16 protein-coding genes are annotated in these 16889 nt (G+C 72.2%); 9 read left to right on the top strand and 7 right to left on the bottom strand.

Annotated elements, in window-relative coordinates:
* Positions 1–5 precede the first annotated feature (5 nt).
* The 5 genes from E1166_RS11280 to E1166_RS11255 all read right to left on the bottom strand — a co-directional run bounded on the left by E1166_RS11280 (position 6) and on the right by E1166_RS11255 (position 5400).
* Positions 6–1544, bottom strand: coding sequence for a serine hydrolase domain-containing protein (locus E1166_RS11280; RefSeq protein ID WP_132338248.1), 1539 nt, complete (start codon positions 1542–1544; stop codon positions 6–8).
* A 471-nt stretch (positions 1545–2015) separates the two neighbouring features.
* Positions 2016–2678, bottom strand: coding sequence for a TOPRIM nucleotidyl transferase/hydrolase domain-containing protein (locus E1166_RS11270; RefSeq protein WP_243710302.1), 663 nt, complete (start codon positions 2676–2678; stop codon positions 2016–2018).
* Between the two features lie 287 nt (positions 2679–2965).
* On the bottom strand, positions 2966–3430 hold the full coding sequence (locus E1166_RS11265) for a hypothetical protein (RefSeq protein WP_132338246.1): 465 nt from the start codon (positions 3428–3430) through the stop codon (positions 2966–2968).
* Entirely contained in the window at positions 3405–4040 is a 636-nt protein-coding gene (locus E1166_RS11260; protein WP_132338244.1) for a sigma-70 family RNA polymerase sigma factor, read from the bottom strand. The genes E1166_RS11265 and E1166_RS11260 overlap by 26 nt, the downstream gene beginning before the upstream one ends.
* 46 nt (positions 4041–4086) lie before the next feature.
* Positions 4087–5400 (bottom strand): S8/S53 family peptidase, encoded by a 1314-nt coding sequence (locus tag E1166_RS11255; protein WP_132338242.1) that lies wholly within the window; start codon positions 5398–5400, stop codon positions 4087–4089.
* Positions 5401–5586: 186 nt separating this feature from the next.
* Here E1166_RS11255 and E1166_RS11250 point away from each other — a divergent pair, with 186 nt between their 5' ends.
* Positions 5587–8196: a CHAT domain-containing tetratricopeptide repeat protein gene (locus E1166_RS11250; RefSeq protein ID WP_132338240.1), complete on the top strand. Its 2610-nt coding sequence runs from the start codon at positions 5587–5589 to the stop codon at positions 8194–8196.
* A gap of 57 nt (positions 8197–8253) precedes the next feature.
* Here E1166_RS11250 and E1166_RS11245 read toward each other — a convergent pair whose 3' ends face one another.
* Complete coding sequence (locus E1166_RS11245) at positions 8254–9153, bottom strand: DMT family transporter (RefSeq protein WP_132338238.1); 900 nt, start codon at positions 9151–9153, stop codon at positions 8254–8256.
* Between the two features lie 101 nt (positions 9154–9254).
* Here E1166_RS11245 and E1166_RS11240 point away from each other — a divergent pair, with 101 nt between their 5' ends.
* From E1166_RS11240 to E1166_RS11230, 3 genes are all read left to right on the top strand, one after another.
* On the top strand, positions 9255–10238 hold the full coding sequence (locus E1166_RS11240; RefSeq protein WP_132338236.1) for a LysR family transcriptional regulator: 984 nt from the start codon (positions 9255–9257) through the stop codon (positions 10236–10238).
* An 83-nt stretch (positions 10239–10321) separates the two neighbouring features.
* The gene (locus E1166_RS11235) at positions 10322–11038 is read left to right on the top strand and encodes a phospholipase (RefSeq protein ID WP_132338234.1); all 717 of its coding nucleotides are present in this window, start codon (positions 10322–10324) and stop codon (positions 11036–11038) included.
* A 142-nt stretch (positions 11039–11180) separates the two neighbouring features.
* Positions 11181–12356 (top strand): erythromycin esterase family protein, encoded by a 1176-nt coding sequence (locus tag E1166_RS11230; protein WP_132338232.1) that lies wholly within the window; start codon positions 11181–11183, stop codon positions 12354–12356.
* Here the strand turns inward: E1166_RS11230 and E1166_RS11225 are convergent.
* The gene (locus tag E1166_RS11225) at positions 12269–12826 is read right to left on the bottom strand and encodes a zinc-binding dehydrogenase (protein ID WP_132338230.1); all 558 of its coding nucleotides are present in this window, start codon (positions 12824–12826) and stop codon (positions 12269–12271) included. The genes E1166_RS11230 and E1166_RS11225 overlap by 88 nt on opposite strands.
* Before the next feature lie 30 nt (positions 12827–12856).
* Here E1166_RS11225 and E1166_RS11220 point away from each other — a divergent pair, with 30 nt between their 5' ends.
* The 5 genes from E1166_RS11220 to E1166_RS11195 all read left to right on the top strand — a co-directional run.
* Positions 12857–13072, top strand: coding sequence for an AraC family transcriptional regulator (locus E1166_RS11220; RefSeq protein ID WP_132338228.1), 216 nt, complete (start codon positions 12857–12859; stop codon positions 13070–13072).
* 105 nt (positions 13073–13177) lie between these two features.
* Positions 13178–14371, top strand: coding sequence for an MFS transporter (locus E1166_RS11215; protein WP_132338226.1), 1194 nt, complete (start codon positions 13178–13180; stop codon positions 14369–14371).
* Positions 14372–14725: 354 nt separating this feature from the next.
* Positions 14726–15574: an SAM-dependent methyltransferase gene (locus E1166_RS11205; protein WP_347813019.1), complete on the top strand. Its 849-nt coding sequence runs from the start codon at positions 14726–14728 to the stop codon at positions 15572–15574.
* Between the two features lie 76 nt (positions 15575–15650).
* Positions 15651–16019, top strand: coding sequence for a hypothetical protein (locus E1166_RS11200; RefSeq protein ID WP_132338222.1), 369 nt, complete (start codon positions 15651–15653; stop codon positions 16017–16019).
* Between the two features lie 82 nt (positions 16020–16101).
* Positions 16102–16889: hypothetical protein (locus tag E1166_RS11195; protein WP_207914158.1), on the top strand; the 788-nt coding region annotated here is incomplete at its 3' end.

Here is a 16889-nt window from a genome sequence, read left to right as displayed (position 1 = left end):
CGACGCTACCCGGCGAGCATCTCGACCCGGGCGGCCCCCACCGGCACGGCGTGCTCGCCGGCCGGGCGGCGTGCCCGCACCAGGGCCGACACCCGGATGATCATCACGCTCAGGTTGGTGAGCGCGGCGACCGCCGTCCAGACGACCAGCGGGAGCGTGTAGTACGCCAGCTGCACGAATGCGATGTCCCGTCCGCCGCCCACGATCCGACCGAGCAGCTCGGGCAGCATCACCAGCAACACCGCCGGCACCAGCCGCGGCACGAGCCACATGATCGGCTGCCAGAGCGGCTTGACAGCGAACCGGCGGGCCCAGTCACCGCTGCGGCGCAGGTTGCGGACACCCAGCGCGATGCTGACCACCGTGAAACCGGCCAACACAAGGTCGACGATCAGCCGCAGTGGCGCGGGCGCCTGCGGGTCGCCGCCCGTCACCAGCTCCGCGAGAGCGTCCGCCAGCTGACCGGTGCCCTCGTTGCCCAGGCCGAGACCGCTGTTGCCCAGGACCGCGATGCCGTGGCCGGACGGCAACAGCAACTGACTGGCGGTAAAGGTGAACCACACCCCGTTGTGGCGGATCCAGCCGTTGTCGTCGCGTACCCAGCCCAAACCGTAGGTCGAGTCCGGGCCGGAGGGGGTGTGCATGGTGGTGATGCCCGAGGCGGAGATCAGGCGGGCACCGGTGGCCGCGGCACCGCCGCTGTTCTGCATGATCAGCCACTGGGCCATGTCCTCCGCGGTGGTGACCAGCCCGTCGGAGCCGGCCATGAACCGCTTCGGCTCGGCCGCCCGGATCGTTGCCCCGTACGCGTACAGGTAGCCCTCGCGGACCTGCTCCGGCAGATCGCGCGGGGCCTGGTCGATGCTGGTGGTGGAGCGCATACCCACCGGCTCGAACACCCGGTCCCGCAGGTAGTCCGTGAACGGTTGCCCGGAGACCACCTCGACCAGCCGCGCCGCGAGGTGGTAGTTCGTGTTCGAGTAGGCGTACCTGGTTCCGGGGTCGGAGGCCAGGGTCGCCGCCCGCGCCCGCTGCTGCGCGGCGGCGAGCGAGTCGGGCTGTGGCAGGCTCTTCTCCCGCAGCGTGAGGTCGGTGATCCCGGAGGTCTGATCCAGCAGCTCCCGCACCGTGATGCGGGCCCCGCGGGCGTCGTCGACCTGGAAGTCCGGCAGATACTGGCGAACCGGCGCGTCCAGCTCCATCTTCCCCGCCTCCACCAGCTGCATCACCGCCAGCGCCGTGAACGACTTGCTGACGGACGCGGCCGGCATCGGCGTCGTCGCGGTCACCGCCGCGCCGGACGAGTCGTGACCATGACCGCCGACATACTGCACCTGACCGCCCTTGGTGATCGCCACGGCGACCCCCGGATACCCGGCCCTGCTCGCGAAATCCGCCACGACCCGTTCCACCGCCGCGGCATCGACTGCCGCGTCGCCGCCCGCGCCGGCAGCCAGCGCCGGGCCGGGCCCCGCAAGAATTGCCAAGCCGGTGGCCGCCACCACAGCGGTCCCCCGCCACCAGTGGACACTGTTCGCCCTCACCGCGTGCTCCGATCATCTCGACTGATGCGGCCACGCTACGAATTCGGAACCTGCCGCCACCTGACCCGATCGGCAGCGACCACCCCTGACTTTCGTCAGGCTCGCACCTGCGCCCGGGCCGCTGCGAGGTGGCTCAGGCGTCGGCGAACCAGCGATGGCTCGTGCCGCCGGTCATCGTCAGCAGATGACGCAGGGTCACCTCCGCCAGCCCGAGCGCCACGGAGGTCAACGCCTTCGCGACCGAGCACAGATCGACCCGGTCGTCGGAGCGTGTCCGACGCTCGATCGGTGCCTGCCCTCGCGGTACAGGTGGACCCCGTACGTGCCCAGGCCGCGCTCGCGATCCGCCCGCATGAAGTCGTCCAGGAGATCATCGTCCATGGGGGAATCCGAGTAGGTGGAAAACACCCGCGGGCAGGGTCCAAACCCGACCGGGCCAACACCGACGCCGACCTGGGATCCTGCGGTGGGTCAGACGGCGGTGAGCAGCGCGTCGAGTGGCCGGGGCAGGGTGCCGCGGCCGACCGCGGCCTCCACGAGCAGCCGTGCGTAGCGCAGGTTGCGAACCGAGCTGCTGCGCAGGAACCGGTAGATCTGTGCCTCGGGCTCCCGGCCGCGCCACGCCGGCTGGCTCTGGAAGGAGCGGAACGAGCGGAGGTCGCCGTACGAGTCGAAAAGCTTTACGACCTGCGGGACGCCCACGGCGCGGATCAGCTCGTCCTCCAGATCCTGGACGCAGACGTAGAACCCGAGTTGCTCCATGTCGGAGCGGGTGAGGGGCGACCCGACCTGGGCGGCGACACCTCGTCGGAACAGCTCCTCCTCACGCAGGTCGCACAGTCCGGCACGGCGCAACCGGGCGCCCAGCGGCGCCAACCTCGTCAGGAAGCGGCCGATCGCGTGCGCACCCCCGATCGGCAGGATCACGATCCGCTCCGCGTCGAGATCCCGACCGCGGCCCACCGCGGCTGTCTGTAGTGCGATCTGGTCGCTGATGCCCTCGACCAGCACCACGGCGACGGCGTCGTCGACCTTCGCCAGGGCGCGGGCCGTCGCCCGGGTCGTGGCGTTGGGGCCACTCGCGTGGCCAGCCAGTGCCTCTCGGGCACGTTCACGGCGACCGGTCACGTCCATGACAGTTTCACGGTCCGGGCCACGCCTCGGGCACCCCCTCGGGAAGCCATGGCCGCAATCATCGGTGACCGGCGTATCCGCCGGCCAGGGAATTACGGCCCGCCCCGGTGGAGGTCGTCGTCCCGGGTGACGCAGTTCGGCCCGGACAGCAGGGCATCGAGGGGCCGGCCTCGGTGGCGTGCAGTATCTGCTCACGGTGGGACAGCGGTAGGTCCGCCGTCATCAGCTTAGGGGCATGGTCCGCCGGGCCACGACCCCCGTCGCCGTACGGTGCGCCGGCGGTGCCGTCAGCGCAGTGAGACCCAGGTGGTGGCCACCGCGTACCCGTTGGCCTGGGCGCGCAGCCGCACCGGGCCGGGTGGGGGAACGCCCAGCGAGAAGAAACCCACCTCGTCCACCGGCGCCTCGTCGTACGTGCCGGCGGCGGTCTGTGCGCTGACCCGACCGCCCTCGGGCGGGGAGAGCTGCCCGACGATCCCGGCCTCGGTCACCTCGATCTCCAGGACCACCGCGCCGCTGTGGAACGACAGCGTCCGCGCGGAACCGGCCGACCGGGTCAGCCCCGCCGGCTCCGCGTCGCACGCCGAGTCGAACACCAGCTCGGCGAGGGCGATCTCCGCGGCAACGTTCCGCCAGGCGAACGCGGCCCACGCCGCGGCGAGGTAATCCTCCGGCACCGGGCCGGCCTCTCGCAGCGCCGCGCTTAGCTCGGCCGTCAGGGCGTCGTCATCGGCCGGCGGCCACGGCTCCATCGCGGTCACCTCCGTTCGGGCGGGTCACCGACACCGTGAGGAACGGTGCCAGCGCTGGGCACTCGCGCAGCCGGCGCAGGCAGCGGGCCTGGGTGGGGCCGATGCTGCCGATCGGTACGCCCAGCCGTTCGGCGATCTCACGGTAGCTGGGCGGTGGGTCGGCCGTCAGCAGGGACAGCAGTTCCTGGCAGCGCGGTGGCAGCTGCGCGAAGCCCTCCCGTAGCGCCTGCCGACGCTCCGCGCGCAGCAACTCCTCGTCCGGGCCCGCCGCGTCCGCCGTGCGGGAAAAGCCATGGTACGTGTCGAGCGCCTCGTCGTACGGGTCGACGAGCTGGGTACGCCGGCCCAGGCGGGTCAGCCGGTAGCACTCACGCCGGGTCGTGGTAGCCAGCCAGGCGGCGAGGGCCTGCGGATCCCGCACCCGACCCAGATGCTCCACGAGGCGCAGCCAGACGGTCTGGTTGACGTCGGAGGCGTCGGCACCGTTCACGCCGCACGACCGGATCACCGAGTAGACCAGCGGAGTGTACCGGCGGACCAGCTCAGCCCACGCCGACTCGTCCCCGGCCGCGGCGGCGGTCACCAGGCTGGCCACGCTGCGCTCGGTCACGTCGACACCGCCCGGCGGCACCGACGATTCGCTCGCCGCCGACCGTTCATGTGACGAGCACGCCGTAGTCGGGGTGCCAGCGTGGCGCCGCGAGCAGTGCCAGCCGCGCCGCGTCGGCGTTCATGCCGCCGGCGGTCATCAGCGCGGCGAGCCGGCCGGAGACGTACGCGGTGGCGAACGAGGTGCCCTCCCAGGTGGCGAAGCCGTGGAACACCCGGGTCGGCCGCCCCGGCAGCGGCAGTTGGCCCTCGACGTACGTGCTGTCGTGCTCGCCCGGTGCGCAGGCGTCGACCCACGGCCCGTACCCGCTGTAGGCGGCTGGCACCACGCCACCGGGCCCCTGGCTGACGGCCGCCACCGCGACGACCCGGGTGAGGGCCGCCGGCCACAGGGGCCGGCTGGTGCCGGCGTTGCCCGCCGCCGCCACCACGGCACTCGTCGAGGGCAGCGCGGCCACCGCGTTGGCCAGGGGCAGCGACGGCTGGTCGTCCTGGGTGAAGCCGCCGAGGGAGAGGTTGATGATGGATACCTCGGGCGCGAGCCGGCCCATCGCGGCCACCACCGACGCCTCGTCACCGACGCCGGTGGCGGTCAGCGCCGGCTCCGGGTCGACGCGTACCCCGGGCGCGGCCTGCCGCACCACACCGGCGACGAAGGTGCCGTGCCCGCCCTGCGGGGCGAGCACGTCGGTGTGCACGTACAGCGGGTCCTCGTCGTCGACCTGCGGCAGGTACGTCCCGCCGAGCCATTGCGGGTGGCGGCTGCCGGCCAGCGGGCAGATGCCGGTGTCGCAGATCCCGATCGTCACCCCCGCGCCCTCGCCGCGCCGGCCGCCGTCCGGCGGCGGCAGCGCGGCGGCCGGTGCGGGCGGGCTGCCGGGGTTGCCCATGATGTTGCCCAGGCCCAGCAGGACGTGGTGCGGCTGCACCTTCGGCACCGGCTGCCCGGGCCACTGCTGGGGGTCGCGCAGCTGGGTCACGACCGCGGGAATGTCGGTCTCCCTGCCGAACAGCAGCCGGGTGACGCCGGCGAAGCTGTCCTTCGGGGTGACCGGGTGGCCGGCGGCGCGCAGCCGGGCGAGGACCCGCTGGGTGTCGGCGGCGGCGACCAGCAGCTGCCGGGGCCGGTAGAGGAACTGCTTTCCCCAGGTGGTGTGGCGGCGGACGTTCTGGTCGGCGGCCAGCGCCTCGTCGAAGGCCCGCTGGTAGGCGGCGTCATCCGCGTCGTCACCGAACGCCGGCCCCGGGCGCAGCCCGACGCCGAGCGGTGCTACCGCCGCGGCGAGCGCGGACGCCGCCAGCAGTCGTCGTCGGGGCACCCGGCCGGCCGGGTGCGGCGCATCGGGGTGCTCAGGCGGCATGGGTCCTCCATGCGGTCGACGAGACGCCCGCCGGTGGTCGGCGCGGCCGAATTCCCCCGGCGCCGACAATTCTTCCACGACATAGGGTGGTGTCAATAATATGAATGACTGGTGCCAATTTCCGACAATTTTCTGTCCGATAGTCGGCATTGACTGCGCTTCCCCTCTGGGCGGACGCTGTGGGGTATGGCCGATCGCACCGCGTCCGGTGCCGAGGCTGCCCAGGCGGCGCTGGACGCCGTCCAGCGCTACCCCCGCGAGGCGATCGCGATCGCCCGTCGGGTGCTCGCCGCCGGCGTCGACGACGACGAGCGCTCCACCGCCGAGCGCGCCATCGGCCTTGCCCTGCGGGAACTCAACGACCTGCCCGGCGCGCTGCGCCACCTGCGCCGCGCGGTACGCCTCGCCGGCACCCCCCGGGTCCGGGCACTGGCCCGGATGAGCCTCGGCTACGTACTGGCCAACGCCGGCCGCACCGCCGCGGCGCTGCGCGCGGTGTCGGCCGCGCTGCCGCAACTCACCTACGCGGACGCGGGCCGGGCCCGGATGCAGCGGGGCGTGGTGCTGCACTATCGCGGCCGCTACGACGAGGCGGTACGCGACTACACCCTCGCCATCGACATCGCCCAGCGCGAGGGTGATCTGCTGTTGGAAGCGCGGGCCCGCAACAACCGGGGACTGCTCAACGCCCACCGGGGGGCGTCCGGCGGCACGGATGACGACCTCGCCCGGGCCGCGGCCGCCTTCGACCAGCTCGGGCTGGACCTCGCGGCGGCCGACGCCCGCTGGAACGGCGGGATCGCCGCCGGCCGCCGCGGCGACATCGCGGGGGCGCTGCGACGCTTCGCCGCCGTCGACGAGGAGTACCAGCGCCTCGCCGTCCCCCGACCGGCGCTGCTACTGGACCGCTTCGAGCTGCTGCTGTCGGTGCCGTTGGTCGGCGAGGCGGTCGAGGTGGCCGCGGCGGCCGTACGGGAGCTGCGCCGCCGGGGCATGGCCTCCGATTTCGCCGAGGCGCTGCTGGCACAGGCTCGGGCCGCACTGCTCGCCGACGACGTCGACACCGCAGCCGGAGCCGCCGGCGCGGCCCGGGTCCGGTTCCGCCGCCAGGGCCGCCGCACCTGGGCCGCCTTCGCTCGGCACGTCGAGCTGCGCGCCGAGTACCGCCGGGGCGCCCGCTCGGCCACGCTGCTCACCGCGATGACGCGGACCGCCGACCAGCTGGAGGCCACCGGATGGCCCGGCCCGGCGCTGACCACCCGGATCGAGGCCGGCCTGCTGGCCGCCGCGCTGGGGCGCCCGGATCGCGCCCGGGAGCTGCTGGCGGTCGCCGCCCGGGCCCGCCGCCGGGGCACCGCCGACCGGCGGGCACAGGGCTGGTACGCGCTGGCCCTGTCCCAGCGGTTGAGCGGGGACGATCGTGCGGCGGCCCGGGCGCTGAGCCGGGGGCTGGCCGTGCTCGACCGGCACCGTACCTCGCTCGGCGCCACCGAACTGCGGGCCAACAGCGGGGCGTACGGGCAGGAGCTGGCGGCCGAGGGCCTGGACATCGCGGTCCGCGCCGGGGCACCGGCCCAGGTCCTGGCCTGGGCGGAGCGGTGGCGGGCCAACGGACTGCGGGCCCGGCCGGCGCTGCCCCCCGACAACCCCGAACTGGTGACGGCGCTCGCCGAACTCCGGCTGGTCAGCGGACTGCTGGAGGACGAGGTGCTGGCCGGCCGTCCCGCACACGCCCTGCGTGGCCGGCAGTCCCGCCTGGAACAGCGCATCCGGGACCTGACCCGGCGAGTGCCCGGCGGGGGCGTCGCGCTGACCCCGCCAGGCGTGGCGGCGCTGGCCGCGCGGCTCGGTGACCGGGTGCTGGTCGAGCTGGTGGCGCACGGCGATCGGCTCCGGGCGGTGCTGATCCGCGCCAACCGGGCCAGCCTGCACGATCTGGGCCCGCTCGCCGACGTGGTGGAGCTGACCCGGCGGCACCGGTTCGCCCTGCGCCGGTTGGTCACCACCGGCGACACGACCGCCGCCCGGGTGGGAGCGGCGCACGTGGCGGCCACCCTGGACCGTCGGCTCTTCGATCCGCTCCGTCGGCGGCTGGCCGACCGGGCCCTGGTGATCGTCCCGGTCGGGGCACTGCACGCGGTGCCCTGGTCGGCGCTGCCGACCTGCTCGGGGCGGGCGGTGACGGTCGCTCCCTCGGCCACCGTCTGGCTCGCCGCGGACCGCCGGGAGCAGCCGACCGGGCCGCCGGTGCTGGCCGCCGGACCGCGCCTGCCGGCCGCGCACGCCGAGGTACGCCGGCTCGCGCAGGTTCTGCCGGAGGCCCGGCTGTTCACCGGCGCCACGGCCACCGCCGACGCGCTGACCGGCGCGCTGGACGGCGCCGGGCTGGTGCACATCGCCGCCCACGGCACGTTCCGCGCCGACAACCCGCAGTTCTCCACCCTGGAACTGGCCGACGGCCCGCTGTTCGCGTACGAGTGGGAACGGGTGGCCCGCCCACCCGGCAGTGTGGTGCTCTCCGCGTGCGACTCGGGCCTGACCGGGGTCCGCCCCGGGGACGAGATCCTGGGATTCACCGCGGTGCTGCTGGCCCTCGGCACCCGGTGCCTGATCGCGACCGTGTTGCCGGTGCCGGCCGAGCCCACCACCGCGCTGATGCTGGACCTGCACCGCCGGATGCGGGCGGGTGCCCGGCCGGCGCGGGCGCTGGCCGAGGCGCAACGGGCGTTCGGCGCGGCCGGTGACGGGCCGGACCGGGCCACCGCCGCGGCGTTCGTCTGCTTCGGTGCCGGCTGACCTGGAACGCCGACGCCTCCCCCAGATGATCATTCAGTGCCCCGTTCTGGTCCGCCATCAGCGACCACGCCGGTCCGTCATCTCCCGGCGGCCGGGTAGGCGGGTCAGCGCGACGCCGATGAGCACGACAACCATCCCGGCGGCGACTCGGAGGCCGAAGTCCTCGTCGAGGACGATGACCCCCAGTGCCACCGAGACCACCGGCAGCAGGTAGCCGACGGTCGCCGTGTTGGTGGCACCCTCGGCGGCGATGTTCCGGTAGGTGAGGTGGAAGGTGGCTCCGGTGGCGACGACGCCCAGGACCAGCACGGCGATCAGGGCCTTGGGACCGATCTCGATGGGTGTCAGACCGCCGGCTGGCAGCGTCAACGTGGTCAGGCCGGTCGCGGCGACGAGCTGCGCCGTCGACAGGGAGATGGTGGGGATGCCCTTGCCGACCAGGCTGCGGCCCATGTACGCGAAGCCGACGGCGTAGCTGGCCGCGGCGACGACGATAGCGAGCGCGCCCCATCCCACCGGTCCGGTCGTCTGCCAGGGAGCAAAGATCAGCACTACCCCGGTGAACCCGATGAGAAGTGCGGCCACCCGGAGCGGCGGCAGCCCGCGCTCGGAGCCGATGACCACCCCGATCAGCAGGGACCACAGCGGAGTCGTGGCGTTCAGCACGCCGGCGACTCCCGAGTCGATGGTCTGCTGACCGAGGCTGAACATGGCGAACGGCAGGGCGTTGCAGAAGAAGGCGGCCACGACGATCCGCCCCCAGGTCGCCCGGCCCGTCGGTAGCCGTCGGCCCCAGGCGAGGCAGACGACCAGCAGCGTGACCGCTCCGAGTGCGCACCGGCTGAGGGTGACCTGGACCGGAGTCAGCGCGGCCAGCGCCAGTTCGACCCAGAGGAAGGTCGATCCCCACAGCAGGGCGAGGACACCGATCCGCGCCCATGCCCATGCCCTGCCCATGACACCGTCCCCTGGTCTCCTTGGTCTGCCCTCGTTGACGGTGCCAGCCCTGAGGCGGAAGGACAAATAAAAGATTGTATCTGTCCGTTAAGCTGTGCTACATGCTCGACGTCAGGCGTATGCAGGTGTTACGTGCCGTGATAACCACCGGCTCGGTGACCGCGGCGGCGGCACACCTCGGATACACCCCCTCCGCCATCAGCCAGCAGGTGGCGGCACTGGAGAAGGAAGCCGGGATCGCGCTACTCGAACGCTTCGGTCGCGGCGTACGGCCCACGGCGGCGGGACAGCTCCTCACCCGACACGCCGCCATCATCAGCCAACACCTGGCCGAGGCCGAGACCGCGCTGGCCGACCTGCGCTCGGGGCGTACCGGCCGGCTGACGATCCGCTACTTCACCTCGGTCGGCCCGACCCTGCTGGCACCTGCCCTGGCCCGATTTCGACACCTGCACCCGGACGTGATCGTCGAACCCAAGCTGAACGATGCGGATGATCCGCTGCCGTACCTGGAGCAGGGCACCGCCGACCTGGCCATCGTGGTACGCCGCCGGAACGACGAGAGCCCGCCGGGCACCCGGGCGGTGCATCTGCTCGACGACGTGTACCAGGCAGTGCTGCCCACCGGACACCCGCTCGCCGCGCAACGGGTGATCGACCTGACCGATCTCGCCCGCGAACCATGGGTCGGCAGCGAACCACCCGGCCCCTGCCTGGAGCCGATCATCGACGCCTGCGCCGCAGCGGGCTTCAGTCCGAATTTCGTGGCGAGGTCGGAGGACTACGCCACGGCACAGGGGTTCGTCGCGGCCGGCCTCGGCGTCTGTCTCATCCCCCGACTGGGACTGTCGACCCGCCATCCCGGCGTCACCACCCGACCGGTCCGCCGCCCGGAGCCGATCAGGAGAATCCACGCCGCGGTCCGGGACACCTCGTTGGCACAGCCGGCGCTGCGGGCGCTGGTCGACGCCCTCCTGGACGCCGGCGAAACAGCGGCCCGCAGCCGCCGCGACCACGGGTCAGCCAGGACCGTCGCCAGGCCGTCACCTGCCCCGGACCCGGGACGGATCCGAGATGAAACGTGACCTCGCGCTGCCGGTACCACCCGGTTTGGCGAACGGGGGCGGGGTATCCCGTGGGGCAGCCGGAACCTGACGTGGAGGGCATCATGCCGATCACCGGCGAGACCGTACCGCCCCATCGGCAGCCGGAGGAGAACTCCCGGCACGGCCGGCTGATGGTCCGACCGGGCCGGCTGGTCGCGGCCTCGGCCCGTACGGGTTTGGTGCCGTTCGACGGGCAGGACGGAGAACCGATCGCGCTGGCGTACGTGCCCCAGCCGGTGGGTGACCACCCCTACCGGCTGGTTCTGCTGCTGCACGGTGCCGGTGGCTCGCCGCGGGCGGCACTGGAGCTGATGCTGCCGGTCGCCGACGAGCAGCGCCTGCTGCTCGTGGCGCCGCAGTCGACCGCGGCGACCTGGGATCTGATCAACTCCGGCTTCGGTCCCGACGTACGTCGCATCGACCGGGTGCTGCAGGAGATCCTCGCCGGGTATCCGGTCGCCGGCATGCTCATCGGCGGCTTCTCCGACGGCGCGTCGTACGCCCTGTCGATCGGCCTGATCAACGGCGACGTCTTCGACGCCGTGCTGGCCTTCTCCCCCGGCTTCGCCGCGCCACTGGTCACCCACGGTCGCCCCCGGGTGTACGTCTCCCACGGCACCGGCGACGCGGTGCTGCCCGTCGATCCGTGCAGCCGACGCCTCGTGCCACGCCTGCGCATGCTCGGCTACGACGTCGCCTATGACGAGTTCGACGGCGGCCACGAGGTACCCGAGAGCATCGTGCGTCGCGCGGTGCGGTGGCTCGGCTGGCGGGCCTGAGACCGAGCTCGAGGATCATCCGTGCTTCCGCGCCGGATCCACTGACCTGATGCGTACATCAGTGTTTGAAGGTTTATCACGGGGAAAGCAGGGTTTTGAGGGTTAAGTTTAAACTCGAATATTCAACGATAATGTTGAAGGTATGGATATCAGGAACACGGCCCGTCCGCTCGATGGCGCGGGCGTCTCAGCGTTTCTCCGGTCGCTTCCCGCCCGGCCCCTGCTGCTCGGCCTGGGCGAGGCCCGGCACTTCGTGGGAGAACTGGGCGAGATGCGCAACGAGATCTTCCGGCATCTGGTCGCGCACGAGGGCTACCGGTCGTTCGCCATCGAGAGCGACTGTCTCCTGGGCCTCGTGGTGGACGACTACCTCACGACGGGCGCGGGCACGCTCGACGATGTCATGGAACACGGCTTCAGCCACGGCTTCGGCGCGGTACCGGCCAACCGCGAGCTCGTGCGCTGGATGCGGGCCTACAACGAGGGACACGACGAGAAGCTGCGCTTCTTCGGGTTCGACGGCCCGCTGGAATACTGGGCGGCGAGCCCGCGCCAGGCGCTCACCGCCCTCTACGACCTCCTCGACGGCCCGCTCCCCGGCACCGTGGTGACCAGGGAAACCCTCGACACGCTGCTGGGCCCGGACGACCGGTGGTCGAACGAGGCCACAGCCACGGACCCGTCCCAGTCGATCGGCCAGTCCGCCGACGCCCAGCGGCTGCGACTGATCGCCGACGACCTGGTCGCGCTGCTCGACACGCAGGCGCCACAGCTGAGCGCGCAGGACAGGGAGCGGGCGGCACTGTACGCGCGCACCGCCACCGGCCTGCTGCGCTACCACTACTGGATGGCCGACGCGTCCCCGGCACGGTGGACCCGGCTGTCGGCCCTGCGGGACGCGATGATGGCCGCCAACCTGCGGGCGGTCGCCGAGCACGGCCCGGCCCTGGTCTACGCCTCCAACCTCCACCTACAGCGGAACAAGAGCGTCATGTCGTTCGGCGACCAGCAGTTGGAGTGGTGGAGCGCCGGAGCGATCACCGCGACGCACCTGGGCGACCGGTACGCCTTCCTGGCCTCAGCCCTCGGCACCGTCGGCGACGACACCCCACCCCCGGACACCGTCGAGGGCATCCTGTCCACGCTTCCGTGGGACCACTGCCTCATCGACGCCCGACGCCTGGCCCGGGCCGTCACGACGCCCGCCCCGCGCGTCTCCCCCGACTTCGCCTACTTCCCGCTGGACGCGACCCAGCTCGACATGATCGACGGCGTCGTCTTCCTCAAGCAGGCCGTCCGGCTGGGTTCGCTGGGTTGACCGGTGACGGCGTGCACGCGGTCGACCAGGTCGTCGGTGTCCCTGGCTATGACGTGCGCGGCTCCGGCCTGCAGCAGGTGCGCCGACTTGGTGGCGGTGCGGGTGACCGCGATGGGTACGGCGCCCAGGTGGTTGGCGATCTGAACGGCCGCGAGGCCGACGCTGCTGGACGCGGCGGTGATGGCCACGGCGTCACCGGCGTTCACCTGGCCGACCTCCACCAGGGCGCCGTACGCGGTCAGGTATGACGTCCAGACGGCCGCGCCGGTGACCGCGTCCATATCGGCCGGGCGCGGCACGAGGGCCGCCGCCGGAACGTTGAGCCGGTCGGCGTACACGCCGTGGCTGGACATCTCCTGGTCGCTGACGATGCTCACCGCCTCCCCCGGTTCGAAGCCCACGACGCCGGGGCCGACCTGCTCCACGGAACCGGCCGCCTCGAAGCCGAGCCGGGAGCCGGGCAGGGGCAACCTCCGCTGGCTTACCTGACCTGGTGGCGCATGATCATCGTCAGTCGCCTGCTCAGCACCAGCGACGCCCCGCTACGCGTGGTCGCCCAGTACGCCGGCTACTCCTCAAAGTTCGCGTTCGCCAAGGCATTCAAGCGCCAGTTCGGAACATCACCCGGCAGCTACCGCAGACAACACGACAACCCGCCCGCACCGGGCGGCGTCATGCCAGGCGAGCCCCGTGATTCCGAAGGTGCTGCGGGATGAGCACTCGAATAAAGCGCTTGACAGCGAAGATATTCTGATCCTCCGTACTTTCGGCGGACCGTGAGTCGCGAGGGGGCCCTGCCCTCTCAAGACTCAGGAGCCGCGATGCGCCGGGCACCCGCCCTCTCCTTCCTCCTCGTCGCCGTCTTCCTCGACATGCTCGGGCTCGGCCTGATCGTGCCGATCATGCCGGCCCTGATGGCAGCCGTCACCAAGGACGCCGCCGCCGCCGTCTTCTGGTCCGGACTGCTCGGCTCGGTCTACGGCCTGCTGCAGTTCGTCGTCTCGCCAATGCTCGGCCGCCTCTCTGACCGGTACGGACGCCGGCCCGTCCTGCTCGTGTCGCTGACCTGCCTCGGCGTCGACTGGCTCGCCCACGCGGTGTCGCCCGGCCCGTGGACCCTCCTGGCGTTCCACGCTCTCGCGGGCGCGTGCGCAGGCACCAAGACGGTGGTCAACGCGTACATCGCGGACACCACAGAACCCGAGTCGCGGGCACGCGCGTACGGGTTGGTCGGTGCCGCGTTCGGGCTCGGCTTCGTCGCCGGCCCGATCATCGGCGGCCTGCTCGGCGCCGTCGACGTGCGGCTACCGTTCTTCGCCGCCGCCGCGCTGTGCTTCGCCAACGTCGCGTACGGATGGTTCGTCCTGCCCGAGTCTCGGCCCGGCGACCGGACCACCCCGCTGAGCCTGCGGATGGCCAACCCGCTCGGTGCCGTCGCCGTCGTCCTGCGCCGGCCGACGCTCGGGCGGCTCGCGTACGCCCGCTTCTGCGCCGACGTCGCCCGCATGACCCACCAGTCGATCTGGACCTTCTTCCTCACGTACCAGTTCGCCTGGAGCACCACCCACATCGGAGTCGTGATGGCAGCCGGTGCCCTCACCGGCGCGGTCTTCCAGGCCCGGGTGGTCGGCCCGGTCGTTCATCTGCTCGGCGAGCGGCGCGCCGCGGTGGCCGGCAGCCTGCTCGGCGTCGCGGCGCTGGCCGGCACGGCGTTCGTGTCGGTGCCGTGGCTGCTCTACGTCCTGCAGGCGGTCGGTGTGCTCGGCTCGGTCGCCGGCCCGGCCACGCAGTCGTGGATCTCACGCAACGTTCGCGCCGACGAGCAGGGAACCGTGCAGGGTGCCCTGACCGGGCTCGGCGCCGTCGCCGAAACCCTGGTGCCGGTAGCGGCCGGCGCGGCATTCGGTTGGTCGCTGGCGTACGCGTCAGCGGGTCTGGTGTTCCTCGGCGCCGCTGCCTTCGCGGCCCTGTCTACGCTGCTGCTGGCCACCATGCCCGACGCACGGGCAGCGTGACGCCGGTTGGCACCGGGTGGGCACCCCCCGGCGTACGCGCCACATCTCGCCGGGCAGCACATCTAGCGGAGCGGTCGGAAGGCGGCGCGGAGCTTCCTCGGCGAACAGCTGTGGCTGCTCCCAGGCGGCGAAGTGCCCGCCCCGGTCGAGCCTGTCGTAGTGGATGAGGTTGGGATACGCCTGCTCCGCCCAGCTACGCGGTGCCTGGTAGAGCTCGTCGGGGAAGACGCTCACGGCGGCCGGGACGGAGACGCCCTTGGCACCGAGGAAGGAGAGCTGCCGGCAGCGGCAGGCAGGTGCACAATAGGCGCCAATGCATCGCTACACTCAGCGAATTCGGCCGACAATGTTCCGGTGTGGACGGAGAGACTAGCTGTGACGGGTCAAAGGGGAGCACCGGCGGGCGTCGACATGAACGTGCCGAGCGTTGCGCGGGTCTACGACTTCATGCTCGGCGGGAAGGACAACTTCGCGGTCGATCGCATGGTGGCCGACCACGCTCTCAAGATCACACCAGATGGTCCGCAGGCCGCCCAGGCGAACCGCGCCTTTCTGCGCCGGGTGGTCCGGTTCCTCGTCGCCGAGCAGGGCGTCGACCAGTTTCTCGACCTCGGGTCGGGGCTGCCCACCCAGGGCAACGTGCACGAGGTGGCCACCCGCCACGACCCAGAGGCGCGAGTGGTCTACGTCGACAACGACCCGATCGTGCTGGCGCACGGGCGGGCGCTGCTGGCACACGACGGAACCGCCACGGTGATCCAGGCAGACGCGCGATCGCCGGAATCCATCTTGGAAAACCCAGACGTTCGCCGGTTCTTGGACTTCGACCGTCCGATCGGGCTGCTGCTCTTCGCGATCCTGCACCACCTCCGCGACGACGAAGACCCGAAGTCCGTCGCGACGACGTTGTGCGCAGCCCTTCCTCCCGGCAGTTACGTGGCGATCTCCCACTTCCGTGACCCGGGCGAGCGGCACCCGGACGCCTCCCGCAAAGCGCGGGAGGTGGAAAAGGTTTTCAACCAGTCGCTCGGCACCGGCCGATGGCGCACCGACGAGGAGATCCTCTCCTTCGTCGACGGCTTGGAGGTGGTGGAGCCAGGCCTGGTGCCGCTGGCCGCGTGGCGGCCAGAGCCCGCCGAGGGGACTCCGAAGCAGACGGACACCTACCACACCTTCGTCGGACTCGTCGCCCGCAAGCCGTGACGCCGCTCTCCCGGACCATCTGGTCCGGGAGTCGGATGGGGCACCATCACCAGCCGTGTTGGCCATAATGCCAACCATGAGACGAAGCCGACGGACCACTGTCGTCATCGCGCTCGCGGTCACCGTGGCGAGTGTGGCGGTCGCCGTGCTCGGCTGGGGGCCGGGTGGCGTGGAGGCGGCGAGCTGGGTGGCGAGCATCTTCAGTTTGACCGTCGCGACGGTCGCCCTGCTCGGCGGCGGGGTTGGTACGCAGGCGGACAGCAGCCCGGAGCGCGGGTACGCAGCGGGCCGTGGCCCCGATCGGCGCACCGCGGGGCCAACCCCTCGACGCTGGAACCCGTCGCCGACCCGCTCGGGTGCCGGAGCCGTACTCGTCCTGGGTGGGCTCGGCGCCGCGCTGGTGGTCGTCCTGGTGCTCGGCGCAGCAATGAACATTTTCGGCTGATCCTTCTGCGGAACCGGTGCGGTCGCTGTCGACAACCCGACGAACAGATCGACAACCGCCGTATCGTGCCTACGCTCCTCCCGTGACGAGGCAGCTGGTCAGGGTCACCGACCAAGGAATGACGTTCGGCACGGCGGTCGCCCGGGTCGCCGAGTCGCTCAGTCCGTTGGGCGCGATCGCTCGGATCGTCGCCGAGTCCACCGCGTGCGCGGTGACGATGAAGGAACTGGATGTCGCTGGCCGGAGGATCGACGCGACCACCGAGGTGGCCCTCACCAGGCTGGAGAACCGCCGCAAGGACGCGGCGGCGTCGCTGCACGAACTGCGTCGGCAGGTGGGCCGCAGTGACCTGACGGCGGAGGCGCTGCGTCAGTGCATCCGCAACATGCGGCGTGCCCTCGGCCGGCCGGGGACAACGGTGGCGGAGGCGCAGGTGTACGCGGAACTGATCCGCGACTTCGGCGACGATCTGCTCCGCCACCACTCGCAGCAGGGCAACCAGGTGCTGACCGGCATCGACATGGTGCTCAACGGGGCCGACACCGGACGACGCCGACGGGGCGGCAGCCCCGGCCCGGCTGCCACGCCAGCGGTCGGGCGGGCCGCCCGCACCCCCGGCAACGCCGGTGCTGCCAGGCGGGCCGACCACGGTGCAGCGCCGACCCGGGCCGGCGGTCCGGTGCCGACGGACAACGCCCGGGCCGTCGGCGGCGACCGTCCGGCGCGGCCGAGCAAGCCGCGAAGTGGCGACAGCCGCATCCCGGATACCGACAGCCGAGTCGGTAAGGCCCGACGACCCCAGCGGGGCGGTGCCACCGTCCAGGATGGTGGCCAGGGGCGGCAGGGGGACGTCGCGGCACAGGGTCGGGC

The sequence above is a fragment of the Micromonospora sp. KC213 genome (genome assembly GCF_004348325.1).
GTDB lineage: Bacteria > Actinomycetota > Actinomycetes > Mycobacteriales > Micromonosporaceae > Micromonospora.
Note: the sequence above shows the minus strand (reverse complement) of the source record. Positions and strands in the feature narration are given on the sequence as shown.